Source organism: Pseudomonas sp. Irchel 3E19 (assembly GCF_900187585.1).
In the GTDB taxonomy this organism is placed as follows: Bacteria; Pseudomonadota; Gammaproteobacteria; order Pseudomonadales; family Pseudomonadaceae; genus Aquipseudomonas; species Aquipseudomonas baetica.
Window position 1 is genome coordinate 41,242 of sequence record NZ_FYDT01000031.1, and the last position, 24,246, is coordinate 65,487.

General features: G+C 59.4%; 25 protein-coding genes. 9 read left to right on the forward strand and 16 right to left on the reverse strand.

What is annotated here, in order from left to right; all coding sequences use genetic code 11:
- Positions 1-21: 21 nt before the first annotated feature.
- The 3 genes from CKW18_RS19270 to coxB all read right to left on the reverse strand — a co-directional run bounded on the left by CKW18_RS19270 (position 22) and on the right by coxB (position 3,499).
- A complete protein-coding gene (locus tag CKW18_RS19270) occupies positions 22-573 on the reverse strand; it encodes a cytochrome c oxidase assembly protein (protein ID WP_095190261.1) in 552 nt (183 codons plus the stop codon).
- 129 nt (positions 574-702) lie between these two features.
- Entirely contained in the window at positions 703-2,289 is a 1,587-nt protein-coding gene (gene ctaD / locus CKW18_RS19275) for a cytochrome c oxidase subunit I (protein WP_095190262.1), read from the reverse strand.
- Positions 2,290-2,371: 82 nt separating this feature from the next.
- A complete protein-coding gene (gene coxB, locus CKW18_RS19280) occupies positions 2,372-3,499 on the reverse strand; it encodes a cytochrome c oxidase subunit II (protein WP_095190263.1) in 1,128 nt (375 codons plus the stop codon).
- A gap of 370 nt (positions 3,500-3,869) precedes the next feature.
- Between coxB and CKW18_RS19285 the strand changes: the two genes are divergently transcribed.
- The gene (locus tag CKW18_RS19285; protein ID WP_095190264.1) at positions 3,870-4,520 is read left to right on the forward strand and encodes a hypothetical protein; all 651 of its coding nucleotides are present in this window, start codon (positions 3,870-3,872) and stop codon (positions 4,518-4,520) included.
- A 138-nt stretch (positions 4,521-4,658) separates the two neighbouring features.
- On the opposite strand, the gene CKW18_RS19290 is transcribed toward CKW18_RS19285, so the two are convergent.
- The 3 genes from CKW18_RS19290 to CKW18_RS19300 all read right to left on the reverse strand — a co-directional run bounded on the left by CKW18_RS19290 (position 4,659) and on the right by CKW18_RS19300 (position 8,301).
- Positions 4,659-6,185, reverse strand: coding sequence for a SulP family inorganic anion transporter (locus tag CKW18_RS19290; protein WP_095190265.1), 1,527 nt, complete (start codon positions 6,183-6,185; stop codon positions 4,659-4,661).
- 90 nt (positions 6,186-6,275) lie between these two features.
- Positions 6,276-7,004: a carbonic anhydrase gene (locus tag CKW18_RS19295; RefSeq protein WP_095190266.1), complete on the reverse strand. Its 729-nt coding sequence runs from the start codon at positions 7,002-7,004 to the stop codon at positions 6,276-6,278.
- 238 nt (positions 7,005-7,242) lie between these two features.
- Positions 7,243-8,301: a PA0069 family radical SAM protein gene (locus CKW18_RS19300; RefSeq protein ID WP_095190267.1), complete on the reverse strand. Its 1,059-nt coding sequence runs from the start codon at positions 8,299-8,301 to the stop codon at positions 7,243-7,245.
- A 223-nt stretch (positions 8,302-8,524) separates the two neighbouring features.
- Between CKW18_RS19300 and CKW18_RS19305 the strand changes: the two genes are divergently transcribed.
- Entirely contained in the window at positions 8,525-8,827 is a 303-nt protein-coding gene (locus CKW18_RS19305; RefSeq protein WP_095190268.1) for a hypothetical protein, read from the forward strand.
- 76 nt (positions 8,828-8,903) lie between these two features.
- Here the strand turns inward: CKW18_RS19305 and CKW18_RS19310 are convergent, their stop codons facing one another.
- The 3 genes from CKW18_RS19310 to CKW18_RS19320 are packed head-to-tail and all read right to left on the reverse strand — an operon-like array spanning position 8,904 to position 12,752.
- A complete protein-coding gene (locus CKW18_RS19310; protein WP_095190269.1) occupies positions 8,904-10,205 on the reverse strand; it encodes a cytochrome c in 1,302 nt (433 codons plus the stop codon).
- Positions 10,206-10,217: 12 nt separating this feature from the next.
- The gene (locus CKW18_RS19315; protein ID WP_095190270.1) at positions 10,218-12,002 is read right to left on the reverse strand and encodes a GMC family oxidoreductase; all 1,785 of its coding nucleotides are present in this window, start codon (positions 12,000-12,002) and stop codon (positions 10,218-10,220) included.
- 3 nt (positions 12,003-12,005) lie between these two features.
- Positions 12,006-12,752 carry a gluconate 2-dehydrogenase subunit 3 family protein gene (locus tag CKW18_RS19320; protein ID WP_095190271.1) on the reverse strand — a complete coding sequence of 249 codons (747 nt, stop codon included), beginning with the start codon at positions 12,750-12,752 and terminating at the stop codon, positions 12,006-12,008.
- A gap of 302 nt (positions 12,753-13,054) precedes the next feature.
- On the opposite strand from CKW18_RS19320, the gene CKW18_RS19325 reads away from it, so the two are divergent.
- Positions 13,055-13,696, forward strand: a complete 642-nt coding sequence (locus CKW18_RS19325) for a dual specificity protein phosphatase family protein (RefSeq protein WP_095190272.1) — start codon at positions 13,055-13,057, stop codon at positions 13,694-13,696.
- Between the two features lie 9 nt (positions 13,697-13,705).
- On the opposite strand, the gene CKW18_RS19330 is transcribed toward CKW18_RS19325, so the two are convergent.
- The 3 genes from CKW18_RS19330 to prlC form a co-directional block, all read right to left on the reverse strand.
- The gene (locus CKW18_RS19330) at positions 13,706-15,742 is read right to left on the reverse strand and encodes a M3 family metallopeptidase (RefSeq protein ID WP_095190273.1); all 2,037 of its coding nucleotides are present in this window, start codon (positions 15,740-15,742) and stop codon (positions 13,706-13,708) included.
- Positions 15,743-15,854: 112 nt separating this feature from the next.
- The gene (locus tag CKW18_RS19335; RefSeq protein WP_095190274.1) at positions 15,855-16,145 is read right to left on the reverse strand and encodes a YheV family putative zinc ribbon protein; all 291 of its coding nucleotides are present in this window, start codon (positions 16,143-16,145) and stop codon (positions 15,855-15,857) included.
- Positions 16,142-18,193 (reverse strand): oligopeptidase A, encoded by a 2,052-nt coding sequence (prlC, locus tag CKW18_RS19340; RefSeq protein WP_095190299.1) that lies wholly within the window; start codon positions 18,191-18,193, stop codon positions 16,142-16,144. The genes CKW18_RS19335 and prlC overlap by 4 nt, the downstream gene beginning before the upstream one ends.
- 89 nt (positions 18,194-18,282) lie before the next feature.
- Here prlC and CKW18_RS19345 point away from each other — a divergent pair, with 89 nt between their 5' ends.
- A complete protein-coding gene (locus CKW18_RS19345) occupies positions 18,283-18,828 on the forward strand; it encodes a gamma carbonic anhydrase family protein (protein WP_095190275.1) in 546 nt (181 codons plus the stop codon).
- Between the two features lie 28 nt (positions 18,829-18,856).
- Positions 18,857-19,507, forward strand: a complete 651-nt coding sequence (locus tag CKW18_RS19350) for an HAD family hydrolase (RefSeq protein WP_095190276.1) — start codon at positions 18,857-18,859, stop codon at positions 19,505-19,507.
- A 98-nt stretch (positions 19,508-19,605) separates the two neighbouring features.
- Here CKW18_RS19350 and CKW18_RS19355 read toward each other — a convergent pair whose 3' ends face one another.
- Positions 19,606-20,682 carry an aminopeptidase gene (locus tag CKW18_RS19355; protein WP_095190277.1) on the reverse strand — a complete coding sequence of 359 codons (1,077 nt, stop codon included), beginning with the start codon at positions 20,680-20,682 and terminating at the stop codon, positions 19,606-19,608.
- Between the two features lie 59 nt (positions 20,683-20,741).
- On the opposite strand from CKW18_RS19355, the gene CKW18_RS19360 reads away from it, so the two are divergent.
- The gene (locus CKW18_RS19360; protein ID WP_095190278.1) at positions 20,742-21,164 is read left to right on the forward strand and encodes a hypothetical protein; all 423 of its coding nucleotides are present in this window, start codon (positions 20,742-20,744) and stop codon (positions 21,162-21,164) included.
- Positions 21,165-21,204: 40 nt separating this feature from the next.
- On the forward strand, positions 21,205-21,624 hold the full coding sequence (locus CKW18_RS19365) for a hypothetical protein (RefSeq protein ID WP_095190279.1): 420 nt from the start codon (positions 21,205-21,207) through the stop codon (positions 21,622-21,624).
- Positions 21,625-21,630: 6 nt separating this feature from the next.
- Here the strand turns inward: CKW18_RS19365 and CKW18_RS19370 are convergent, their stop codons facing one another.
- Both CKW18_RS19370 and CKW18_RS19375 read right to left on the reverse strand, forming a co-directional pair.
- Positions 21,631-21,870 carry a DUF1161 domain-containing protein gene (locus tag CKW18_RS19370; RefSeq protein WP_095190280.1) on the reverse strand — a complete coding sequence of 80 codons (240 nt, stop codon included), beginning with the start codon at positions 21,868-21,870 and terminating at the stop codon, positions 21,631-21,633.
- A gap of 257 nt (positions 21,871-22,127) precedes the next feature.
- On the reverse strand, positions 22,128-22,559 hold the full coding sequence (locus tag CKW18_RS19375) for an OsmC family protein (RefSeq protein WP_064389763.1): 432 nt from the start codon (positions 22,557-22,559) through the stop codon (positions 22,128-22,130).
- Between CKW18_RS19375 and CKW18_RS30100 the strand changes: the two genes are divergently transcribed.
- On the forward strand, positions 22,558-22,803 hold the full coding sequence (locus tag CKW18_RS30100) for a hypothetical protein (protein ID WP_141233121.1): 246 nt from the start codon (positions 22,558-22,560) through the stop codon (positions 22,801-22,803). The genes CKW18_RS19375 and CKW18_RS30100 overlap by 2 nt on opposite strands.
- Positions 22,800-23,801 carry an LLM class flavin-dependent oxidoreductase gene (locus CKW18_RS19380; protein ID WP_095190281.1) on the forward strand — a complete coding sequence of 334 codons (1,002 nt, stop codon included), beginning with the start codon at positions 22,800-22,802 and terminating at the stop codon, positions 23,799-23,801. Before CKW18_RS30100 ends, CKW18_RS19380 begins: the two co-directional genes overlap by 4 nt.
- A 171-nt stretch (positions 23,802-23,972) precedes the next feature.
- Here CKW18_RS19380 and CKW18_RS19385 read toward each other — a convergent pair whose 3' ends face one another.
- Positions 23,973-24,197 carry a DUF1161 domain-containing protein gene (locus tag CKW18_RS19385; protein WP_095190282.1) on the reverse strand — a complete coding sequence of 75 codons (225 nt, stop codon included), beginning with the start codon at positions 24,195-24,197 and terminating at the stop codon, positions 23,973-23,975.
- Between the last annotated feature and the right edge of the window lie 49 nt (positions 24,198-24,246).

Sequence of the window (24,246 nt, forward strand, 5' to 3'; positions counted from 1 at the left end):
TGTTCTCCTTATCGGGCACGCTCAACCGCCAGTGTTTACAGCCACCGGTGGATGTCGGGCGGTGATATCGAACAGCGTGTAGGACAGCGTCAGGTGCTTCACATCCTTGGGCATGTCACGGTCAACAATGAAGCGCACCGGCATCTCGATCTGCTGACCGGGCTGCAGCACCTGCTGGGTAAAGCAAAAGCATTCGGTCTTGTGGAAATACGCCGCCGCGTTGCTTGGCGCGATGCTCGGCACGGCTTGCGCACTCATCGGTTTGTCGGTGGGGTTGCGCGCAATGAAGATCATCTCGTTGACGGCGCCGGGGTTGGCGGTCAGCTCGTCGTGTTTGGGGTAGAAGTCCCACGGCATGTCGGCGGTGTTGGTCGACAAAAACTGCACGCGCACCTGCCGCGAGGTGTCGACCACCTGCTCGCCCTCGTACTGCCCACCGGTCTTGCCGTTGATGCCGAAGGCTTTGCACATCACGTCGTAGATCGGCACCAGGGCAAACCCGAAGACAAACATCGCCACCACCACGGCGAGCAGGCGGGTGACCAGTTTCTTCAGCGAGATCGAGTCAGCCATGGTTCCATCCCTCAACCGAGAACCCCTGTGGGAGCGGGCTTGCTCGCGAATGCGTCGGGTCAGTCAACTTATCTGTTGAATGATAAATGGCATTCGGGAGCAAGCCCCCTCCCACAGAAGCAAGGCGTTTCATTTCACTTCCGGCGGCGTAGTGAAGGTGTGATACGGCGCCGGCGACGGCACGCTCCATTCCAGACCTTCGGCGCCATCCCACGGTTTGGCCGGTGCTGGCGGCCCGCCGCGAATGGTCTTGATCACGATGAACAGGAAGAAGATCTGCGTGGCGCCGAACATGAACGCGCCGATCGAGGAGACCATGTTGAAGTCGGCGAATTGCAGGTTGTAGTCCGGAATCCGCCGCGGCATCCCCGCAAGACCCACGAAGTGCATAGGGAAGAAGGCCATGTTCATCCCGATGAATGACAACCAGAAATGCAGTTTGCCGAGGGTTTCGTCGTACATGTGCCCGGTCCACTTCGGCAGCCAGTAATAGGCCGAAGCGAAGATCCCGAAGATTGCCCCCGGCACCAGCACATAGTGGAAGTGCGCGACCACGAAGTAGGTGTCCTGATACTGGAAGTCCGCCGGGGCGATGGCCAGCATCAGCCCGGAGAACCCGCCAATGGAGAACAGGATCACGAACGCCACGGCAAACAACATCGGCGTTTCGAAGGTCAGCGAGCCCTGCCACATGGTGCTCGCCCAGTTGAACACCTTGACCCCGGTGGGCACGGCGATCAGCAGCGTGGCGTACATGAAGAACAGCTCGCCCACCAACGGAATGCCGACCACGAACATGTGGTGCGCCCAGACAATGAACGACAGGAACGCAATACTCGCGGTGGCGTAGACCATCGAGGTGTAGCCGAACAGCGGTTTGCGCGAGAACGTCGGGATGATCGAGCTGACGGCGCCGAACGCCGGCAGGATCATGATGTACACCTCAGGGTGGCCGAAGAACCAGAACACATGCTGGAACAACACCGGGTCACCGCCACCGGCGGCACTGAAGAAACTGGTGCCGAAGTGGATGTCCATCAGCATCATCGTCACGCACCCGGCCAGTACTGGCATCACCGCGATCAGCAGGAACGCTGTGATCAGCCAGGTCCAGACAAACAGCGGCATTTTCATCAACGTCATGCCGGGCGCGCGCAGGTTGAGGATGGTCGCGACCACGTTGATCGCGCCCATGATGGAGCTGATCCCCATCAAGTGGATGGCGAAGATGAAGAACGTCACGCTTTCCGGCGCGTAGGTCGTCGACAGCGGCGCGTAGAACGTCCAGCCGAAATTCGGCCCGCCACCGGGGCTGAACAGGGTCGAGACCAGCAGCAGGAACGCCGCCGGCAGCAGCCAGAAACTGAAGTTGTTCATGCGCGGCAGGGCCATGTCAGGCGCGCCGATCATCAGCGGGATCATCCAGTTGGCGAGGCCGACGAACGCCGGCATCACCGCACCGAAGACCATCACCAGACCGTGCATGGTGGTCATCTGGTTGAAGAACGCCGGCTCGACGATCTGCAATCCGGGCTGGAACAACTCGGCGCGGATCACCATGGCGAACGAGCCGCCAAGCAGGAACATGCAGAACGCAAACCACAGGTACAGCGTGCCGATGTCCTTGTGGTTGGTGGTCAGCACCCAGCGCATCAGGCCTTTGGCGGGGCCGTGGGCGTGGTCGGCGTGACCGTGGTCATCGATGACAGCGCTCATGGCCGGTCTCCTTCAAGTGAGTGGGCTGAGCAGGCCGGGGCACAGAGCCCCGACTGGTTCACGAAGTACGCAATAGACCGGCTCATTTGCTTTCCGCCTGTTTCAGCTCCAGCACTTCTTTCGGCGTGACCATGTCGCCCTTGTTGTTGCCCCAGGCGTTACGTTCATAGGTCACGACCGCTGCAATATCGACTTCCGACAACTGTTTGCCGAACGCCGCCATGGCGGTGCCGGGCTTGCCGTGGAAGACGATGCTCAGGTGATCCTTGATCGGCCCGGTGGCGATTTTCGAGCCTTTTAGTGCCGGGAACATTGGCGGCAGGCCTTGGCCTTCGGCTTGGTGACACGCGACACAAGTGGTGTGATAGACCTTGTCGCCGCGCTCTTTAAGCTCATCGAGGGTCCATTCCTTGCTGGTCAGCTCTTTGAGCTGCGCAGCTTCGGCCTTGCGCTCGGCGAGCCATGTTTCGTAGTCGGCCTTTTCCTTGACCTCGACCACGATCGGCATGAACCCGTGATCCTTGCCGCACAGTTCGGCGCACTGGCCACGGTAGATGCCCGGCTTGTCGACGCGGGTCCAGGCTTCGTTGACGAAACCCGGAATCGCGTCGCGCTTGACCGCAAACGCCGGCACCCACCACGAGTGGATGACGTCGGCGGAGGTCACGAGAAAGCGCACCTTGGCCCCGGTCGGCAGCACCAACGGCTTGTCGACCTCAAGCAGGTAATGCTCGCCTTTGGCTTCCTTGTTGTGGATCTGCTCGGCGGGCGTGGCCAGGTTGCTGAAGAACTCAACGTCCTGGCCCAGGTATTTGTAGTGCCACTTCCACTGATAACCGGTGATCTGGATATCGATATCCGGCTCACTGGTGTCGTACATCTTGATCAGGGTGGCGGTCGCCGGCACGGCCATCGCCACCAGGATCAGGAACGGCACAATGGTCCAGAGAATTTCGACGGTGGTACTTTCGTGGAATTTTGCGGCGACCTGCCCGGTAGAGCGGCGGTGCACCATCATCGACCAGAACATGGCGCCGAAGACGATGATCCCGATTACCACACAGATCCAGAAAATGGTCATGTGCAGGTCGAATACTGCGTGACTGATTTCAGTCGCTCCAGGCGCCATATTCACAGTCCAGGCCGCGTTGGCCTGGCTGAAAATCGACCACAACAGGAGGCCCATCCAGACGTGTGGATGTCGCATCATTGCGGGTTCCCCTTATCGTTCTTGTTATCCCGTAGGCGCAACGCCTTCGGCAAGGGAGCGGCTGCATCAGACTACGAACTTGAATCGCCGGGCCTTGCTGCTTGGGCAGTCGGGCGTCATCAGCTAACTCCATTCAATGGCGAGTATAGACAGCGACTGAGAATTGCAATGTGCACACGTAAATCAACTGAAACAGCCGAGACTTGCGTTCAAGGGCACGAATGGAGAAGGATGCAGACGAGTGGTGGCAAACCGATATAACGCAGGCGCATCAAGGATGAAATAATTATGACAAATGCGTCTTAGCATTTTTCGTAAGCCAGCTAACTTATGTCTTCCCTATTTCATTGCCTTGTTTCCTGGAGTTTTCATGAACACCGCCGCATTGCGCGAGCAGATCCAAACAGCCCAACAACACGAGAAAGACACCGGCCTGCTGACCCGTCAGCTGGAAAGCAAGCTGCCTCATTTACATCCGGCGATCCAGTTGCCGGAAGCCGACGCCCAAGGCGTGCTGACGCGTTTTGTCGCCGCCTACATCGATGAAGTGCCAGACCTGCTGGATGCAGCCAATGAAGTCGCCAGGGAAGCGGGAATCGAATCGCAGATCAAACCGGTGCTGAAAATCGCCGAGCAGTATTTCCTCCAGCCGCCGGCAATCATGGCCGGGCACGTTGGCCTGGACAGCCTGCTGGACGAAGCCTATCTGGCGCACCGTTTTGTCGAAGAGGTCAACGACCTGTACATCAAGCATTTCGGCCAGCCACTGATCCCCTTTGACATGACGGTCGCCAATCTGATTGCTCACCAATTGATCGGTGAGGAATTTGCCAACCAACTGGACGAAGCGGTGCATCGCGCCATCGACGAGATGCTCAACGACGAGAGTTTTGCGCTGGAGTCGGTAGAGGCTTACCGCGAAAAACTCAGCAGCCCCGACACCGGCGCCGCGTGGAAGCGCTGGCCGTGTATGGGCCGCCGATTGGGTGTGGGCCTGGAGCTGGATCAGCCCGCCGCCTGATTTAAAGGCGTGCGCAAATGCCAATGTGGGAGGGGGCTTGCTCCCGAAGGCGATGTGTCAGTCACTAACCATGTCGACTGATCCACCGCTTTCGGAAGCAAGCCCCCTCCCTAAGGGTTTGTGTTCAGGCGGGGAGATTTAACCGGCCGCGCCGATACCTGTGGTAGTCCGAATCCGCCCTTCAAGCCTGCGCTTCAACCCTCGCGACTCAATCAACAGCATAGAGCCCTTGGCCGCATTCGCCCGGCCCCACTCTTCCAGCAACTCCAGACACGAATGATCGATGTAGCTCAGGTTATTGAGCGGCACATGCACCGTCGTACCCGCTGGAATTGTGTTCAACACCTGGGTCAGTGCTGGCACTTTGAGGAACGTCGCTGCACCCACCAGACGCAACTCCATCTCGCCGTCCTGCGGCAGGTCGATCAAGCTGATCTTCAAGCGCGAAGCCTTGAACGCCAGTTTCAGCAAGGTCAGGCCGAAGCCGATCAACACGCCGGTAAGCAGGTCGGTGAAGATGATCGCCAGCGCTGTCGCTGCGTAAGTGAACATCGGCATCCGCCCATAACGTCCCAGCCCGCGAAACGCCTTGAGATCCACCAGTTTGAAACCGGTATACACCAGCACCCCCGCCAGACTCGCCACCGGAATGCTTTGCAGCACGCTCGACAGCAACAGCACGAACGCCAGCAGCCACAGGCCATGGAAGATTGTCGAATAACGCGTGGTCGCACCGGCCTGGACGTTAGCCGAACTGCGCACGATCACCCCGGTCATCGGTAACGCACCGAGCAGACCGCAGAGCATGTTGCCGACGCCTTGCGCCGACAATTCACGGTCGAAGTCCGAGCGCACGCCGTTATGCATGCGATCGACCGCCGCTGCCGACAACAGGGTTTCGGCGCTGGCGATAAACGCCACGGCAAACGCAGCGATCAGCAGCGTCGGATCCGCCAGACTGAGCAGATCCGCAGGTTTCAGCCAGTCGATGGCTTCCGCCAGATTGGCCGGCACCTCAACGCGTTTTACCTGCAACGCCAGCAGCAGACTGGCACCCGTCGCCAGACCCACACCCAGCAATGCACCGGGAACGAAGCGCAGTGAATGCGGACGAAATTTTTCCCACAGCCACATCACCGCAATGGTCGCCAGCCCGAGCAGACCGGCCTGCCAGCCAAACGACGGCAAGGCCTGCGACACCGCGCCGGGGAATGCTGTGAGGTTATCCAGCCCCGAGGGCTTTGGTGAGGCGTCGAGCATCACATGGATTTGTGACAGCACGATCAACACGCCGATCCCGGCGAGCATGCCGTAGACCACCGCTGGCGCTGTGACCCGAAACCAGCAACCGAGCTTCAAGCGCCCGGCCACCAATTGCAGAAAACCGGCGAGCAACAGGATCGGCCCGAGCATCTCGATACCGTGCTGGCGCACCAGCTCAAAGACCAACACCGCCAGACCCGCCGCCGGCCCGCTGACCTGCAACGGCGAACCTGCCAGCCAACCCACGACCAGACCACCGATGATCCCGGTGATCAGGCCTTTGGCCGGCGGTAATCCCGAGGCAATCGCAATACCCATGCACAGTGGCAGAGCGACCAGAAACACCACCACCGAAGCGAGCAGCTCCCGTGGCAACACCGCTTTTAATTGAGCAGCACGCATGATGACTCTCCCGAAGCTTTCTTCAGGCGTGGCGAGGCCGGGCCGCTGAAACAGCGGCCGGCGTCAAACCACACAGATTGTTAGGAAGATTTAGAAGCGCGCTTTGGGCGTCGCCACCGGAATCGGATGGCTGCCGTCGAGCGGCAGGAAGCGTCCCTGATCCGCGTCGTAAGCTTTGATTTCGCTGGTTTCGATGTTGTAGACCCAGCCATGGATGAACAGATGACCGTTCGCCATGCGTGAGGCTACCGAAGGATGGGTACGCAAGTGCTGCAATTGGGCGATGACGTTTTCCTCGGTGAGGACCGGCATGCTTTCTTTTTCGTCGGCGCAGTTACAGTTTTCATGCACCATGGTTTTTGCCACTTCGGCGTGGCGCAACCAGGCTTTGACCGTCGGCATTTTTTCCAGGCTGTCGGGGTTGAGCACCGCGCGCATGGCGCCGCAATCCGAGTGGCCGCAGATGATGATGTGCTGCACGCCGAGCGCCAGCACCGCATATTCGATGGCGGTGGAAACGCCGCCGTTCATCTGGCCGTAAGGCGGTACAACGTTGCCGACATTTCGGGTCACGAACAAATCGCCAGGCGAGCTCTGGGTGATCAGTTCGGGGACGATGCGCGAGTCGGCGCAGGTGATGAACATCGCTTTTGGCGACTGGGCCGTGGCGAGTTTCTTGAAGAGTTCTTCCTGCTGCGGGAAGACCTCATGATGAAAATGCAAAAAGCCGTCTACGATCTGTCGCAGCGCTGCATCGGCGGATTCCGCCACAAGGGCTTGCGCCGACGCAGCCAACGGCTGTTTATCCTTGTCACTCATGATTCATCCTCTTAGGCGGATTCAGGGGGTCATTGCCCCGGTATTCCGGTATGAAGCCAGTGGCTGTTTAAACATCCGGGTCATCCCGTCCCGTCAGTCACTCGATGAACAAGGTAGCCGCCGAAACTTAACTCAAACTGAATCAAGCGCTCTAGAACGTGTGTTCCAGGTCACAAAAAACGTGACTGAGGTGTTTCGACGGAAGGGTTCCAACCTCACAACCATAGGCCAATTGTCGCTAAATCAACGACATCTGGCGACCCGGCGGACAGAAGGCTGTGCAATCGAGGTTGTAGCTCTCGCGATGATTTAAACCAAGACGTTTAATGGCCTTGGCAAAGCGTTGCGCGAGCAAGTCGGCGAACGGCCCTTCGCCACGCATCCGTGCGCCGAAACGGCTGTCGTAGAGTTCGCCGCCCCGGCTCTGGCGAATCAGGCTCAGCACATGCGCCGCCCGTTGTGGATAGTGCGCCTGCAGCCACTCTTCGAACAATGGCGCGACTTCCAGCGGCAGGCGCAACATCATGTACGCAGCACTCTGCGCGCCAGCGGCGTGAGCCTCGGTGAGCAGGCTTTCGATTTCGCTGTCGTTGATCATCGGAATCATCGGCGAACACAGCACACCTACGCGAATCCCGGCTTCGCGCATGACCCGAATGGCCCGTAATCGCGCCTTGGGCGCCGCAGCGCGCGGTTCGAGGATTCGCTTCAGTTCATCGTCCAGCGTGGTCAGGCTGATCATCACCGCCACCAGCCGTTGCTGCGCCAGTTCGGTCAGCAGGTCGAGATCACGCAGGATCAGCGAGCCTTTGGTGACGATGGTTACCGGATGCCGATAACGCAGCAGCACTTCGAGGGTCTGGCGGGTGATTTTGTGTTCGCGCTCGATCGGCTGATACGGATCGGTATTGGAGCCCAGATTGATCGGCGCGCATTGATAGCCGCGTTTGCTCAGCTGTTCTTCCAGTACCTGCGCAGCATTGGTCTTGGCGATCAACTTCGTTTCAAAATCGAGCCCCGGCGACATGCCCCAATAGGCGTGGCTGGGCCGCGCGTAGCAATAAATGCAGCCATGCTCGCAGCCGCGATAGGGATTGATCGAGCGGTCGAACGGCAGATCCGGCGAAGTGTTGCGGGTGATGATGGTTTTCGCCGTTTCAATCATCACTTCGGTGCCTTGGGTTTCGGGCACCTCCTGATACCAGCCGTCGTCCTCGGCCACCGAACGGTTCGGTGCGAAACGGTTGTGCGGGTTGGTCGCGGTGCCGCGTCCGCGAGGTGGCAAGGGCGTGTGCATCGGATATGTCCTGACGTCTGTATGTATATACAGTATCGCTGGTGCGAGGAAACAGCCAGTGCCGTTCGGCGACTCGGGTATGGAAACAGCTCCTCCGGTTTATTGATTGAACTATGTTTATCGCAATCCGGAGACACACCTTTCAAGTAGCAGTGCAACTTGCGATGTCGTTAGTATTCGCCTTGTTGTCATTCTGCTATTCAATATTTAAAAGGAATTAAATGTGTCGAACTTTAATCAACGTGGCATCTTTCTGCAGAAACTTGGGCCGACTCCGGTTGATCCGAATGAAGTCCTGGTGTCCATGCAGTTTGCGCTGAAACAGTCTGGTTGGGATGCGCAGAACGCAGTGCCGAGCGAGTCCCTGCTGGATTCGCAGATCATCATTGCCGCATCTTACGACGCGGGTGAAACTTTCGATGTGCGCAATGTAAAGGATATCGATGGTGACGGTGATATTGATGCAAATGACAAGGCCAAGTTGCTGGCACTGGCCAAGGCGTATGTAAATATCATGAATCCATAATAGGGATTAAACGCTGTATTGGTTGTAGCGTAAAACAAAAGGCCCTGTGTGCATGAATGCGCACAGGGCTTTTTATTTAATTGCTGTGGGTTAGCTGGCCCAGGTCATCTGCCGAGGTGGTCGTCATATCGCTGGTGCGCAAACGACTGACCTCGTCAGCGCTGACCGGCGCCCCTTTGTTGCCCCAACTGCCACGGATGAAGCTCACCACGTCCGCGACTTCCTGATCCGACAGACGCCAGGCGAAACCCGGCATGGTGAAGGTCGATGGTGCCGCGTGCGTGGCCGGCAATGTTCCGCCCTTGAGCACGATGTGGATGAGCGAAGTCGGGTCGTCCGATTGCAGCACCGGATTCCCCGCCAGCGCCGGGAATACCCGGGTATAGCCGTGGCCGTCGGTGCGGTGGCACGCGGCGCAGTTATCGATGTAAACCGACGCGCCACGTTGGCTGTCGTCACCGTTCCACAGGGCCTTGGCAGCTTTCTCGTCGTACTGATGCGGCTGATCGTTCGGATCAGTCGCTGGCAACGACTTGAGGTAGCGGGCAATCGCGCTCAGGTCGGCGTCGGTCATGTATTGCATGCTGTGGGTGACCACATCGCTCATGCCGCCGAACACCGCGCTGCGATCACTGCGGCCGGTTTTGAGGAATTGCACCAGTTGCTCTTCGCTCCAGCTGCCGAGGCCATCCTTGTGGTCGCCGCGCAGGTTTTTGGCGATCCAGCCTTCCAGCGGCGCGCTGCCGGCCAGGAAGTTTTTGCCGTCCGCCGCGCTCAGGGATTTTTCCTGCATGGTCAGGGCGCGCGGCGTGTGGCAGGCGCCGCAATGGCCGAGGCCTTCGACCAGATAGGCACCGCGATCAATAACGGCGTCTTGCGACGTGGCTTTGTAGTCCTCGACCTTTGGCGCAAACATCCAGCGCCAGCCCATCAGCGGCCAGCGCATGCTCAACGGCCAGGGAATGTCGCTGGCCTTGTTCTCTTGCGCCACCGGTTCAACGCCGTGCATGAAATACGCGTACAGCGCTTGCATGTCGCCTTCGCTGACACGGGCGTAAGACGGATACGGCATCGCCGGGTACAACGTACTACCGTTTTTGGCGACGCCATGTCGGACGGCCTGGTCGAAATCTTCGAAGCTGTAATCACCGACACCGGTTTTATCCGGGGTGATGTTGGTCGAGTAGATCGTGCCGATCGGCGTTTCCATCGGCAGGCCACCGGCGAACGGTTTGCCGTTTTTGGCGGTGTGGCAAGCCACGCAGTCGCCGGCACGGGCGAGGTATTCGCCCTGCTTGATCAAAGATTGATCAACTTCGGCTGCCTGCAAAGAAGCACTGCCGAGCAGCGCCAAGGTCGCGATAACAAAATTCTTCATGGTCATCGCTCCTTAAGCCTGAACCAACGGGCCGGGGTTTTTCAGGTATTGCTCGCGGATCGCTTTCGCCGACCAGTAGGTCAGCGCGGCCACCAGCCCGGTCGGGTTGTAACCCAAGCCTTGAGGGAAAGCCGAAGCCCCTGGCACGAACACGTTATGCACGTCCCAGCTCTGCAAGTAACGGTTCAGGGCGCTGGTTTTCGCGTCGGTGCCCATGATCGCGCCACCGTTGAGGTGGGTGGTCTGGTAGGACGCGCTGTTGAAGTGATCGCCGACTTTCTTGCCGATCACCGCAATGGCTTTCGGGCCCATCGCTTCAGCGACCTTGCCCATTTTCTCGACCATGAAGCGGTTCATCTTGATGTCGTTTTCCTGCCAGTCGAAGGTCATCCGCAGCAGCGGCAGGCCGTAGGCATCGCGGTACACCGGATCCAGATCGAGGTAGTTGCCTCGGTAGGATTGATGCGCGCCGTGGGCGTCCATCGACACTTGATGGGTGTAGTAATCGGCGGTCGCACGTTTCCACGCACTGCCCCAGGCCGGCGTGCCCGGTGGGTTGGAGGTGCCGGCGATCGGGCGGCTGCCGGCCTGGTTGACCCACATCGGCGACCCACCGACGAAGCCGTGCGGGCCATGGTCGAAGTTGTCGGCGTTGAAGTCATCCAGCGCCACACCGTTGCCGCCGGCACCGATGAAGTTGTTGGTGTGGGTGTCCTTGTCGAAGAACGCCTTGATGGTCGCCATGTTCTGGTAGGCGAAGTTGCGCCCGACCACGCCTTCGCCGCTGATCGGGTCGTAAGGCTTGCCGATACCGGAGAGCAGCATCAGTCGCACGTTGTGCAACTGGAACGCACCGAGGATCACCAGATCTGCCGGTTGCTCGATCTCGCGGCCCTGGCCGTCGATGTACGTCACGCCAGTGGCTTTGGTTTTGCTGCTGTCGAGATTGACCCGCAGTACATGCGAGTTGGGCCGCAACTCGAAGTTCGGCAGAGGCTTGAGCGCCGGCAGAATGTTCACGTTCGGCGAGGCCTTGGAATACATGTAGCAAACGTAACCGCTGCAAAAGCCGCAGAAGTTGCACGGGCCCATCTGCGCGCCGTAGGGGTTGGTGTACGGCCCGGAGGTATTCGCCGAAGGCAGGTTGTAGGGTTTGTAACCGACTTCTGTAGCCGCTTTGCCGAACAGCTGTGCGGAAACGGTGTTCTTCTGCGCTTCCAGCGGGAAGTGGTTCGAACGATCCGGTGCGTAGGGGTTGCCACCCTTGCCCTGACCGACCAGCTGACCTTTAACCGTCCAGGCCTGGCCCGAGGTACCGAAGACTTTTTCGGCGTAATCGAAAAACGGCTCCAGCTCTTCATAGCTGACGCCGAAGTCCTGGATGGTCATGTCTTTGGGGATGAAGCTTTTGCCGTAGCGTTCTTCGTAGTGGCTACGCATGCGCAGCTCGATCGGGTCGACGCGAAAGTGCACGCCCGACCAGTGCAGCCCCGCGCCGCCGACGCCGTTGCCCGGCAGGAACGCGCCCAACTGGCGGTTCGGCAGGGCGATGTCGTTGACGCTGTGGCGGATGGTGACGGTTTCTTTGGAAATGTCCTGGAAGAGTTTTTTGCGCACGCTGTAGGTGAGTTCGTCGATCACCTGTGGATAGTTGCCGTCGGGGTAGGTGTCCTGCATCGGCCCGCGCTCCAGCGCCAGCACGTTAAGGCCCGCCTCGGTCAGTTCCTTGGCCATGATCGCGCCAGTCCAGCCGAAACCGACGATGACTGCGTCAACCTTCTTCATTACCGTTGCCATGCCTTAAGCCCTCTCGCCGCGAATCGAAACTGCCGGGAAGGGGTATTGCTCGTTGCGTTCCACCCAATCCATGAAATCGGCGCGGGCGCCGGGGAAACCGATCATGGTCCAGCCAACCATGCCTTTGTTGCCGCCATGGATCGGGTCGCAGAAGAACCCTTCCTTGGTGTTTTGCAGCAGCAGGTTGAAGAAAATCTTCGCCGGGACGCTGTCAAATTGTGGTTTTCCGGCCTCGAGTTGCTTGAGCAAATCGTCTCGGGTAGCGCTGTCTTGCTCGGCAAATGTTTTACCGTTGAGGGCTTTTGCCCACTGATCCGTGGCGGCGATGCCCAGGCGATAGATCTCTTTTGGCACCAGTTTGCTCTGCCAACCCATCTCCGGTGCGGCGTCGGCGTTGAACGGGCCTTGCATGTACCAAAGGGCACCGGCGGCGTATGGCGTATTCATCTGACGGTCGATGTATTCCGGTACCCCGGCCTCAAGTGCACCCGGGCCTTGAGCATCATTCGGGATCAATTGCGCCACGGCAGCATTGATGAATGCCCATTCTTCGGCGGTGAAATAGCTCGGCTGATACACGCCTGCGTCGGCGCGAGCCGGTTGCGCGGCAGGCTTGACCGGTGCCGCTTCCGGCGCCGCTTGCAGCACGCTGCTGCCCAGGCTGGTGCCGGCCAGGGTGACCACCGGAATCAGGGTCAGGGATTTGCGCAAAAACTCACGCCGCGGGTTGTCTCGATCTGCATCAGACATGGGGGGTGCACCTCATCAGGCATCAAGGGGGTCAACCGTTTCTGCGAACGGCTTGAGGATTTTTCGTTGCGGCGTGGCCGGGATGACCCGGGGAAGGGGGACACGCCTGCAACATGATGTGACAAATGGTAGCAGGCTAAGCATCGTGATGAATCGATAAAGCCGAAAAAAACCCAGATTTCTGACCAGCTCATCGGGAGATGGGTGCTCATTCACAAATCTTTGACAGGCCGCTCACAGGGCTTTGACCGGCAAACATTGAAGCTGCAGTTCTCCAAAAATCCCGACACGGTCTACCCAGCATGTCCCGAGTGCGTTTTTTTCCTGCCTTGTGTTTGTCGCTTGTGGCTCTGCTGCACCTGATCCCGGCCGAGGCTGCTGACACGGCGTCCCGTCCCGCCGAGTGGGCACAACCGGTCGAAGTGCAATACAACCTGTTCCAGATGTCACCGACCCTTTATCGCAGCGCATTGCCTGATGGCGGAGCGGTACCGTTGCTGAACAATCTAAAAGTGACCACGGTGATTAATTTTCTGCCGGAAGCCGACAGCAACTGGCTGTCCGAGCCGGGGATCAATCAACTGCAACTGCCTTATCGCACCAACCACGTCGACGACAGCGACGTGCTCAAGACCTTGCGCGCCATCCAGAGCGCCGAAGCCAATGGTCCTGTGTTGATGCATTGCAAACACGGGTCCGATCGCACCGGCCTGATGGCGGCGATGTACCGCGTGGTGGTTCAGGGTTGGAGCAAAGAGGATGCCCTGAATGAAATGACTCAGGGCGGCTTCGGCGAAAGTGGCCACTTCAAGGAGGGTGTTCGCTACATGATGCAAGCTGATGTCGACAAGTTGCGTACCGCGCTGGCTAATGGTGATTGCAGCACCAGCGCGTTCGCGACCTGCTCGATGAAGAGCTGGTTCCAGACGGTCAATCTCAAGTGATGATGCCGATCAATGGGTGTTTTCGGGTGATGGCGTGCTGAACAGCTCATCGACCGGGTGCCCCAGAAAGCGTTGTACTGCCGTCAGCAACGAAACCGGGTCCCCCGGTGAAAAGAACGTTTCGCGAAACGCCCGGCCAGTGGCCGGATTGAAAACCCACTGCTGCTCAAACCGCTTGAACGCTTGCGCTGCCAGCTTGCCGGACCACAGGTAGGCGTAAACCAAGGCTTCATAACCGGTCACCATGTAGTCAAAGCCGTTGGCGAATCGACAATACGCGGGCAGCTGCAATTGCATGGCTTCGCGCTGCACATCGGTAAACACCTGTTGCACGCTGCGGCCATCGCCATGACAGCGATGCAGCTCGAAGTCGAGCAAGGCGCCCATCTGCAGTAATGCAGTCGCTTGGCTGGTCTGGGTTTGAATGGCGGCCAAGGCGAGTTCGACGCGGGTTTCACTCAAGCGCTCGCCTGTCTGGTGATGCGCAGCCAGCCACAAGAGAAACGCCTTCGACAGGCACCACCGTTCGAAAAACTGCCCGGCAAACTCGGCGGATTCACGGCCCATCTGTGAAATGCCGGACAGGATGTGGTGGGGCGAACGCGTCAGGATGTGCTGCAGACAATGACCGAACTCATGAAACAGTACACGCAGATCAATATGCGACAACAAACAGGGGATGCTGTCGGTGGGCGGTGTGAAGTTGCCATTGAGCAAGGCGATCGGCAGTGTCACTCGACCTTCGGCATCTACTCGTCGATTGCGCAGTGAACCTGTTCCGGCAAAGTCGGCCAGTCCCGGGCGCTTATACGGATCGATATACAGGTGGCCGAGCGCCTGTCCATTTTCCCTGACCTCGAACAGGCGCACATGTGCGTGCCAATGGCTGAGCGTCTTCTGTTCGACGAGCTGAATGCCAAACATGCGCTCGCTGAACAGACAGAGCCGGTGCAGGGTACCCTCCAGTGGGAAGTAATCGCGCAGCCCCTTCAATGCCCCGCTGAAGTGCGAATCACGCCATTTCTGCGCGAGAAAATCCTGATCCCAGGCTTTGGTTTCAGTCGCGCCTAGCGCCTGCGCAAAGGCCTCGAGTGCTTGCCTTTCCTGCACGAGCGCAGGGCGCGTCAGGGCCAATTGCTGGCGTAAAAAAGCATTGATATGCAAGGTCGATTGGGATGACTCCATGGCCAGACGTAACTGGGCAAAATCGGCATAGCCGAGGAGCTCGGCTTTCTGCTGACGCAGCGCCAGTAACGAGGCCAGTACCGGGCCGTTATCGAACAGTCCTGCATGAGGGCCTTGGTCGGAGGCTCGGGTGGAATACGCATGGAAGTATTCTTCGCGCAGTGGCCGATGTTCCGCGTACGTCATGACCTGGTGATAGGTGTTGTGGTCCAGTGGAAGCAACCATCCGCCAAGCCCGGCGTCCTTGGCCAACCGGGCCAGATGATCCTGTATCGCCTGTGGCAGTCCCTCAAGCAGCGCAACATCGTCAATGTGTTTGCGCCATCGGCTATTGGCGCGGTCGAGGTTGTTGAGAAACAACGTTTCGAGCCGGTCGATTTCGTCATTGAGTCGCGCCAGTGTTTCCTGGCCTTGCGACGTAAGTGCGATGCCGGACAGCTGAAACTTGCGCAGCACCTTGCTCAGGGCAAATTTGCGGGCAGGGTCGAAACTGCGGGCAAGCGCACTCTGTTGCAGAGTCTGATAGGCGCGAAACAGTCCCTGGTGGGTGGATTTCCACAGACGATAATCGCTCGCGGCCTCGTTGCAGCCCTCGATGGCGAGTGTCCAGTGGCTATCGTGGTTTATCGTGGCCAAGACCTCGACGATGCCCATGGCCTCGTCAAGGCGGGCGTCGGTGTCATCGACTGCCAATACCAGATCATCCCAGCCGGGGAGCGCTGTCTGATGGTCAACGATCTCGCCGATGGCTTGCCGATTGGCGGCAATGATCGCAGTGATGGCGGGCATCAGGTGTTCGGCGCGCACGGCAGACCAAGGCGGCAAGTCCCAGGGTTGCAAGAGTGGATTGGAGAGGGGCATGGGCGTCTTCCTTGACGTCTGGCTGAAACATCCAGACTAGGCAGGAAGCGCGCGGAGAAGGCGGTAAATAGATACCACCTTCCACGGGTTATCCGTGGAAGGTGGTGGTGGCTCAGTGTTGCTCGTCGGGCTTTTTCGCAAGCTTCGGGTTCGGGAAGAACTGCACCGCCTGGACTTTCTTGTCCGCGGGCGGCTTGAGCGCGCTGGTGTTGACCCGCGTGCCCAGCTCTTTGGGTACTGACAGCCCTTGCTCGTTGAGTGTGTCGGAGTAACCGCACGCCACGCATTCGCGGTGCGGCACGCTGTCCTCGTTCCACATCATCAACTTGTCCGGCTCGCTGCACGCCGGGCAGACCGCCCCGGCGATAAAGCGTTTTTTGGTAATCACAGGCGCCTCGCTCATGCTGCCGCGTCCTCACTCAGGCCGCTGTGGCGCAAGAGTGCGTCAATCGATGGCTCGCGACCACGGAAGTCGACGAACAGCACCATCGGCGCCTGCGAACCACCGCGAGCCAGGATCGCTTCGCGGAACGCGCGACCGGTTTCAGCGTTGAGCACGCCGTCTTCTTCGAATTTCGAGAAGGCATCGGCCGACAGCACTTCAGCCCACTTGTAGCTGTAGTAGCCCGCCGCATAACCGCCGGCGAAGATGTGCGCGAAGCTGTTGGGGAAGCGGTTGTAGGCCGGTGGACGCATCACCGACACCTCGTCACGCACACCTTCCAGCACCTGCAACACGCTGCGGCCGTCGCCATGAGTGGCGTGCAGTTCGAAGTCGAACAGCGAGAACTCCAGCTGCCGCACCATCATCAGGCCGGACTGGAAGTTCTTCGCCGCGAGCATTTTTTCCAGCAGATCCTGTGGCAGCGGCTCACCGGTTTCGTAGTGGCCGGAAATCAGCGCCAGGCCTTCCGGCTCCCAGCACCAGTTTTCCATGAACTGGCTCGGCAACTCGACGGCGTCCCACGCCACGCCGTTGATGCCAGAAACGCCGGCGTGATCAACGCGGGTCAGCAGGTGATGCAGGCCATGGCCGAATTCGTGGAACAGAGTGGTGACTTCATCGTGGGTCAGCAGCGCAGGCTTGCCGCTGTCCGCCGGGGTGAAGTTACACACCAGGTTGGCCACCGGGCTTTGCAGCACGCCGTCGACAGTGCGACGACGATCGCGGGCGCCGTCCATCCAGGCACCGCCACGCTTGTTGGCGCGAGCATACAGGTCGAAGAAGAAGCGGCCGACGTGCTGGCCGTTTTCCTTGATTTCGAACAGGCGCACGTCCGGATGCCAGGTGTCGAAGCCTTTTTGTTCAGCGATCTCTATGCCGTACAGGCGTTGAACGATGGCGAACAGACCGCCCAGCACTTTGTCGATCGGGAAGTAGGCGCGCAGGGTTTCCTGGGCGACGCTGTAGCGTTGTTCACGCAGCTTTTCGCCGTAGAAACCGCTGTCCCAGCTTTGCAGATCGGCGCAGCCTTGTTCGGCGGCGTAGGCGCGCAGCTGTTGCAGATCCTGCGCGGCGAACGGTTTGCTGCGCTTGGCCAGATCACGCAGGAAGCTCAGCACCTGATCGCTGGACTCGGCCATTTTGGTCGCCAGGCTCAGCTCGGCGAAGCTGGCAAACCCCAACAGCTTGGCCAGCTCCTGACGCAAGTCGAGGATCTCTTCCATCACCGGGGTGTTGTCGTTCTGGCCGGCATTCGGGCCTTGATCCGAGGCGCGGGTGCAGTAGGCGGCGTAGACTTCTTCGCGCAGCGCACGGTCCTGGGCGTAGGTCATCACCGCGTAGTAGCTTGGGAATTCCAGACTGATCAGCCAGCCATCAAGGCCTTTGGCCTGTGCAGCGGCAGCCATTTGCGCCTTGGCCGAATCAGTCAGGCCGGCGAGGGCGGCTTCGTCGGTGACGTGCTTGGTCCAGGCCTGAGTGGCGTCGAGCAGTTGGTTGGAGAAGCGGCTGCCCAGCTCGGACAGTTTGCTTTGCACTTCGGCGTAGCGTTTCTGTTCGGTTTCTGGCAGGTCGATACCCGACAGGCGGAAATCGCGCAGGGCGTGTTCCAGGATGGTTTTCTGCGCCACATCGAAACTGGCGGCTTGCGGGCTATTGGCCAGAGCTTCATACGCCTGGAACAGTTCGCGGTTCTGGCCCATCTCGGTGGAGTAGGCGCTCAGGGCCGGCAGGCACGATTCGTAGGCTTCACGCAGTTCGGCGCTGTTGCACACGGCGTTGAGGTGGCTGACCGGGCTCCAGGCCGCCCCGAGGCGATCATTGAGTTCGTCCATCGCCAGCACCAGGCCGGCCCAGGTAGGGTTCTGGCCTTGGCTCTTGAGGATTTCAGCGATGGCGGCGCGGTTGTCAGCCAGGATCGTTTCGATGGCTGGCAGCACGTGTTCGGCACGGATCGTGGAGAACGGCGGCAGGTCGTAGGACTGCAGAAGAGGGTTGTTCACGCTCACGGTTGGCACCTTGGCTGGAAGAAACATTGCCCCATCTTAATTACAATCGGCATCGACCGCAGCTATCGGCGACAGAGAGAGAAATTATCGTGTCCCTTCGCAAGTACCAGAATCACACCCCGCAGTTGAGCCAAGGCGCATTTGTCGACGGCTCGGCGGTGGTGATCGGCGACGTCGAAATCGGCGAAGACAGCTCCGTCTGGCCGCTGACCGTCATCCGCGGCGACATGCACCGCATCCGCATCGGTGCGCGCACCAGCGTGCAGGACGGCTGCGTGTTGCACATCACCCACGCCGGACCGTTCAACCCGGACGGCTTCCCGCTGCTGATCGGCGACGACGTGACCATTGCCCACAAAGTCATGCTCCACGGCTGCACGGTAGGCAGTCGCGTGCTGATCGGCATGGGCAGCATCGTCATGGACGGCGCGGTGGTTGAGGACGATGTGATCATCGGCGCCGGCAGCCTGGTGCCGCCGGGCAAACGCCTGGAAAGCGGTTTTCTGTATGTCGGCAGCCCGGTGAAGCAGGTCCGTGCGCTGACCGACAAGGAAAACGCTTTTTTCACCTACAGCGCGGCGAACTACGTGAAGCTCAAGGATCTGCACCTTGCCGAAGGCTACGACCGGCTCTGAATCGACTTACACCTGCTCAGGATTTCTCATGCATTACCAGACCGTACTGTTCGACCTCGATGGCACCCTGACTGACCCGCGTGAGGGCATCACCCGTTCCATCCAGTTCGCCTTGGGTAAGCTCGGCATCGACGAGCCGGACCTGACCAGGCTTGAGCACTTCATCGGCCCGCCGCTGCTGCAGGCGTTCATGCAGTTTTATGGCTTCGACGAGGCCAAGGCGTGGGAGGCGGTGAATTTCTATCGCGAGCGCTTCAAGGTCACCGGCTTGTATGAGAACCGCGTGTTCGACGGTGTCACGCCGTTGCTGGAAACCCTCAGCGGCCAGGGGCGGCAGCTGTATATCGCGACGTCCAAGCCGTGGGTGTTCGCCCGCGAGATCGCCCGGCACTTCGACTTTGCCCGGCATTTCAAGGTGATTTATGGCAGTGAACTGGATGGCACGCGAACCAACAAGGTGGAGCTGATTGCGCATCTGGTGGCCGAGGAAGGGCTGGATCCGGCGAATACGCTGATGATCGGCGATCGTAAGCATGACTTGATCGGCGCGCGCAGCAATGGGCTGGATGCGGCGGCAGTGGGGTATGGATTTGGCAGTTTTGAAGAGCTGAATGCCGAGGCGCCGGCCTTCCACTTTGAAACGCTGGCCGAGTTGCATCAGGCATTTATGCGGCGCTGATCAGTACGCCTTCGCGAGCAAGCCCGCTCCCACATTTGGAATGCATTCCCCCTGTGGGCGGGCTTGCTCGCGAAAGGGCCGGCCCAGCCAATGCAAAATCAGGATTGCGCCAATGCCTTGAGCGCCGCCTTACGCTCAGCCACCTGCAACCCACCCAACCGCTCGACCTCGGCATAAAACCTCAGCCAATCCCCCCCGACCTGCCGGAACAACGCCGCAAACGCCGGCACCCACTGGTCATACAGCCCAAACGGCAACAGCCGCGCATTGTTCAACGGCGCATTGACCCAAGCGTCATAACGCTTGTCCCCGGCCCACTGGCTGTCGCGCATCAACCGATAATCCCGGCGAAACCGCTCGAACTCCTCCGCTTTGCGCTCGCGCATCTGCTCGACCGGCAATGGCTGGGCATAGAGCTTTTCCAGACGTGACCGCGTATCCAGCACCAACGCAATGAATTGATCACGCTGTTTGAGCTTTGCATCAGTGTCCGCTGGCAACCCGCGAAACGCCCGCCACTGCCGCGTGCCTTCCTGCTCGACAAACGTGGCGAAAGACTCGTTGAACTCGGTGTCGTCCTTCACATAGACGCGTTGATGGGCCAGTTCATGGAAAATCAGTGTGGCTAACCGTTCGTCGCCCCAGCCCATCATCGAATTGAGGATCGGGTCGTTGAACCAGCCCAGCGTCGAATAGGCCTCGACGCCACCCATCGACACGTCCAAGCCTTGCAGCCGCTGAATCGCCGCTTCGCCCCGCGCCGCGCTCTGGCTGTAGTAGCCGCGATAAGCCACGCACCCGGCAATCGGGAAGCAATGGTTTTGCGCGGTCAGGGAAAACTCTTGGGTGGCGAATACGTTCCACACCACAAACGGCCGGCCAATGTCCGCGTACAGGCGATAGCTCTGGTTATCCGGCAGGTGCAGCTGCTCGCTGGCGAAGGCCCGGGCCTTTTGCGACTGGGCCAGATGCGTGCGCAGTTTCGCGTCGCGACTCGGGTCGGCAATGACCTCGGCTACCGGCTCGCGTGCGCGCAGCAACTGCAACTGACCACTGGCCAACTGGCTGTAATAGCTGAGGCTTGCACAACCGTTGAGCAACAAAAGCATCACACCCGGAAACAAAATCCGAAAAACGCGATCAAGTAACCGATGGCTTGGAAGCGGCCTGATCAAAATAAGAAATCCCCTGGAAAGTCTGCCCGCAAGACTATCCCGCCCATTGGAGCTCCGCTATGCGCATGTTGATACTGACAGGAAGCCTGCTGACGCTGGCCGGTTGTGCCGGATTCGGAATGCCCGATCCCGACCCTTCGCAAGCCTGGATCGATCTGGATGCCCGTCAACAGGACACGGCGCTGCAAGCGCTGCAAGTCGACAGCCAGGCCGCCGTCGACAAACGTTACTTCGAGGTGCAGCCCGGCAGCCATGAGCTGAAGGTGCGTTATCAGTTTCCGGTGGAGGCGACCAACATCGGCCCGGTTGCCGAACCGCTCTGGCGCGATTGCCAGTTGAACGTCAAATTCAAGGACTTCAACGCGGGTCAGCGCTATCAGTTACAGGCCGGCAGTATCGGATTCCGCCCATGGGCCAAGCTGTATGACGAGCAGCGCAAGGTCGTGGGGCAGGGCACGCCGGCAGGCTGTCAGAAGACCTGATCTGCGTTATGCTGGTTGTCCAATCCAAAGGACATTGATCATGCGCAGATTGATGCTGTTGCTCGCTGCAAGTGTGGTTGCCGGTTGCCAGAGCCCGATGCCGGCGGTGGACCCCGGCAAGGCCTGGGTCGACTTTGCCATGCCCACGCCCGGCGGCAAGGTGCTGATGGCCGAACGGCTGGACAATATGCGCTTGCAGGATGGCCGATTTTTTCAGGTCCCACCGGGCAGCCATGAGCTGACGGTGCGTTTTGATTTCGAAGTCTTCGGCGGTGGTCAGGGCATGGACACCGATCCGCAGGAGCGGCTGTGTTACATGAGAGTGCGCTACGATCATTTCGAGGCAGGGCAACGTTATCGGCTCGAAGCCCGGTCATTGGCCTTTACGCCAAGCGCCCGGTTGCTAAACGGCCAGGGGCAGATCGTTGCCGAGGAACGGCAGATCAACTGCGTGCCCTGAGCAATTTCAGTCGCTGTTCTTTTGATAGACGATTGCTTTACTGCCGTTCTCGCAAGAACCGACAACCATGGCGATGTCATGTTCCGCGGCTTCTTCCTTGGTGACGATTTCCAGTGTGTAGGACGGCACGGCTTTAGCCTGGATCTTGATTTCGATCTCTTTCCTGAGTTTTTCGCAGTCTTTAGGGGCGGCGAGAACTGATGTGGCCAGTGCACTGCAGAGGATCGCCAAGCCAATACGTTTCATCAATGTAGCTCCTTGAGGCAGTGCGCACGGGTGTGCGCTGAAGCTGCTGTCATGTATTCGACCACACTTTCGCCGAGCAGGTTCTGACTTCGCTCACAAGTCCTGCTCATCGCTTGAGGCCGCTTTCGCGAGCAGGCTCGCTCCCACAAGGAATCCCGGTTGTTCACAGAAAATGTGTCCGCTGGAGATCGAATGTGGGAGCGAGCCTGCTCGCGAAGGCGTCGGTGCTGCCAACGCCTGAATCGCGCCTTGGAAAATCAGCTGACCAACGATGCCTCAAGGGTGATCTTGGCATTCAGAACCTTGGATACCGGGCACCCTTCCTTGGCCTTGTTGCTCAGTTCTTCAAACTGCGCCTGAGTCGCCCCCGGAATTTTCGCCTTGAGGATCAGCTTCACCGCAGTAATCGCAAACCCTCCGTCGACCTGGTCGAGGGTGACTTCAGCGTTGGTGTCGATGCTGTCGGCTTTCAGGCCGGCATCGCCGAGAATCATCGAAAACGCCATGGAGAAACAGCCGGCATGGGCCGCGCCGATCAGTTCTTCAGGGTTGGTGCCCTTGCCGCCCTCGAAGCGTGCCTTGAAGCCATACGGGGCTTCTCTGAGGACACCGGTTTCAGTGGAGATCGAGCCGATGCCGGTTTTCAGATCACCTGCCCAATGCGCGGATGCTTTCTTAACGATAGCCATGTCTGCCTCCTCAAGATCAGGCGCGGAACGCCGCGCCGTCGTGGTTTTGCTTGCAAGGCTTCTGAGGATAGACGGCGGAACAAAGTTCAGCTCATCTGAATGGTTGACTTTTTTAGTAGGAAATTTCGCCTGTGCTATTGAAATTCGGGTATATGCCCACATTGCACAAAACACGCTTATGGATTCGGCAGGTTTTCGTTCGCAAGAAAAACCTGCCTCCTCACTCGGAGAAGCAGGTTTATGAAGCAACTCTCGGACGTAAAATTTTCCACCCTCGATCTGGTTCCGGTGCGAGAAAACGGCAGCCCGGCACAGTCTCTGCGCAATTCCCTGGATCTGGCGCAGCATGTTGAAAAATTCGGCTACACGCGGTTCTGGGTGGCTGAACACCACAATATGGACGGCATCGCCAGTTCCGCGACCTCGGTGCTGCTGGGTTATCTGGCCGGTGGTACATCGACGATTCGCGTCGGCTCCGGCGGCGTCATGCTGCCCAACCACGCGCCGCTGGTGATCGCCGAGCAGTTCGGCACCCTTGAGAGCCTGTATCCGGGGCGCATCGATCTCGGTCTGGGCCGTGCGCCGGGCTCCGATCAAATGACCGCCCGTGCCCTGCGCCGTGAGCGTTCCGGCAGTGCCGACGACTTCCCCGAAGACGTTGCCGAACTGGCGCGCTTCCTTGGCCCGCGCACGCCCGATCAGCGTGTAATCGCGATGCCGGGCACGGGCACCCATGTGCCGATCTGGTTACTGGGTTCCAGCCTGTTCAGTGCGCAACTGGCCGGTGAGCGCGGTTTGCCCTACGCCTTTGCCTCGCATTTCGCCCCGCGCTTCATGCACGAGGCGATTCGCGTCTACCGCAATCACTTCAAGCCGTCGGCGGTGCTCGACAAGCCGTATGTAATGCTCGGTGTGCCATTGGTGGCAGCCGATACCGATGAGCAGGCGGATTACCTCGCGACCTCGGTCTATCAGCGAATCCTCGCGTTGATGCGTGGACAAAGCCTGGTGCAGCGCCCACCGGTGAAAACCATGGATGGCCTGTGGCTCCCCCATGAGCGCGAAGCGGTGGGAGACTTCCTCGGTCTGGCGATGGTCGGCAGCCCGCAGAAAATCCGCGCGAAACTTGAAGTGCTGATTGAGCAGACGCAGGCGGATGAGCTGATTTTCACCAGTGATTTGTATGAACACGCTGATCGTGTGCACTCGTACGAGTTGCTGGCACAAGTCATGAAGGGCTGAAATTCTGCGTAGATCCCTTGTGGGAGCGGGCTTGCTCGCGAAGGCGGGGTGTCAGGCACAAAAATGTCGACTGACACGCCCCCTTCGCGAGCAAGCCCGCTCCCACATTGGCAATACGTTGCCCACAAAAAAGCCGACGCATTCACGTCGGCTTTTGCATTTCAGGCACGATCAACCGCGCTTGTAGACGATTTCCTTGGTGCCACCTTCACAGCTGCCGACGACATCGCCGCCAGCCGCGGCGCCCTTCTCTACAATCTCAAGCGAATACCCGGAAACGCCCTTGGCATCCAGCTTCGCCGCAATCTCGCTTTTCAGCTCTTCACAAGGCTTGCCGGCAGCAAACGCACCACCCGCAAGGCTCAACAAACCTACTGCCAATATGAACTTCTTCATCGGTCGCACTCCCTGGTCGGATTAAAAGAGGCGTGCACCGAGTCATTCA

What these genes read in the sequence shown, in the direction of transcription:
- CKW18_RS19315 (WP_095190270.1), bottom strand. Translation starts at nt 12,002, where the DNA reads ATGGCAACGGTAATGAAGAAGGTTGACGCAGTCATCGTCGGTTTCGGC.
- CKW18_RS19380 (WP_095190281.1), top strand. Translation starts at nt 22,800, where the DNA reads ATGAAGCAACTCTCGGACGTAAAATTTTCCACCCTCGATCTGGTTCCG.
- CKW18_RS19270 (WP_095190261.1), bottom strand. Translation starts at nt 573, where the DNA reads ATGGCTGACTCGATCTCGCTGAAGAAACTGGTCACCCGCCTGCTCGCC.
- CKW18_RS19285 (WP_095190264.1), top strand. Translation starts at nt 3,870, where the DNA reads ATGAACACCGCCGCATTGCGCGAGCAGATCCAAACAGCCCAACAACAC.
- CKW18_RS19295 (WP_095190266.1), bottom strand. Translation starts at nt 7,004, where the DNA reads ATGAGTGACAAGGATAAACAGCCGTTGGCTGCGTCGGCGCAAGCCCTT.
- CKW18_RS30100 (WP_141233121.1), top strand. Translation starts at nt 22,558, where the DNA reads ATGTCTGCCTCCTCAAGATCAGGCGCGGAACGCCGCGCCGTCGTGGTT.
- ctaD (WP_095190262.1), bottom strand. Translation starts at nt 2,289, where the DNA reads ATGAGCGCTGTCATCGATGACCACGGTCACGCCGACCACGCCCACGGC.
- CKW18_RS19325 (WP_095190272.1), top strand. Translation starts at nt 13,055, where the DNA reads ATGTCCCGAGTGCGTTTTTTTCCTGCCTTGTGTTTGTCGCTTGTGGCT.
- CKW18_RS19360 (WP_095190278.1), top strand. Translation starts at nt 20,742, where the DNA reads ATGCGCATGTTGATACTGACAGGAAGCCTGCTGACGCTGGCCGGTTGT.
- CKW18_RS19330 (WP_095190273.1), bottom strand. Translation starts at nt 15,742, where the DNA reads ATGCCCCTCTCCAATCCACTCTTGCAACCCTGGGACTTGCCGCCTTGG.
- CKW18_RS19350 (WP_095190276.1), top strand. Translation starts at nt 18,857, where the DNA reads ATGCATTACCAGACCGTACTGTTCGACCTCGATGGCACCCTGACTGAC.
- CKW18_RS19335 (WP_095190274.1), bottom strand. Translation starts at nt 16,145, where the DNA reads ATGAGCGAGGCGCCTGTGATTACCAAAAAACGCTTTATCGCCGGGGCG.
- CKW18_RS19370 (WP_095190280.1), bottom strand. Translation starts at nt 21,870, where the DNA reads ATGAAACGTATTGGCTTGGCGATCCTCTGCAGTGCACTGGCCACATCA.
- CKW18_RS19300 (WP_095190267.1), bottom strand. Translation starts at nt 8,301, where the DNA reads ATGCACACGCCCTTGCCACCTCGCGGACGCGGCACCGCGACCAACCCG.
- CKW18_RS19310 (WP_095190269.1), bottom strand. Translation starts at nt 10,205, where the DNA reads ATGAAGAATTTTGTTATCGCGACCTTGGCGCTGCTCGGCAGTGCTTCT.
- CKW18_RS19320 (WP_095190271.1), bottom strand. Translation starts at nt 12,752, where the DNA reads ATGTCTGATGCAGATCGAGACAACCCGCGGCGTGAGTTTTTGCGCAAA.
- coxB (WP_095190263.1), bottom strand. Translation starts at nt 3,499, where the DNA reads ATGATGCGACATCCACACGTCTGGATGGGCCTCCTGTTGTGGTCGATT.
- CKW18_RS19290 (WP_095190265.1), bottom strand. Translation starts at nt 6,185, where the DNA reads ATGCGTGCTGCTCAATTAAAAGCGGTGTTGCCACGGGAGCTGCTCGCT.
- CKW18_RS19385 (WP_095190282.1), bottom strand. Translation starts at nt 24,197, where the DNA reads ATGAAGAAGTTCATATTGGCAGTAGGTTTGTTGAGCCTTGCGGGTGGT.
- CKW18_RS19365 (WP_095190279.1), top strand. Translation starts at nt 21,205, where the DNA reads ATGCGCAGATTGATGCTGTTGCTCGCTGCAAGTGTGGTTGCCGGTTGC.
- CKW18_RS19375 (WP_064389763.1), bottom strand. Translation starts at nt 22,559, where the DNA reads ATGGCTATCGTTAAGAAAGCATCCGCGCATTGGGCAGGTGATCTGAAA.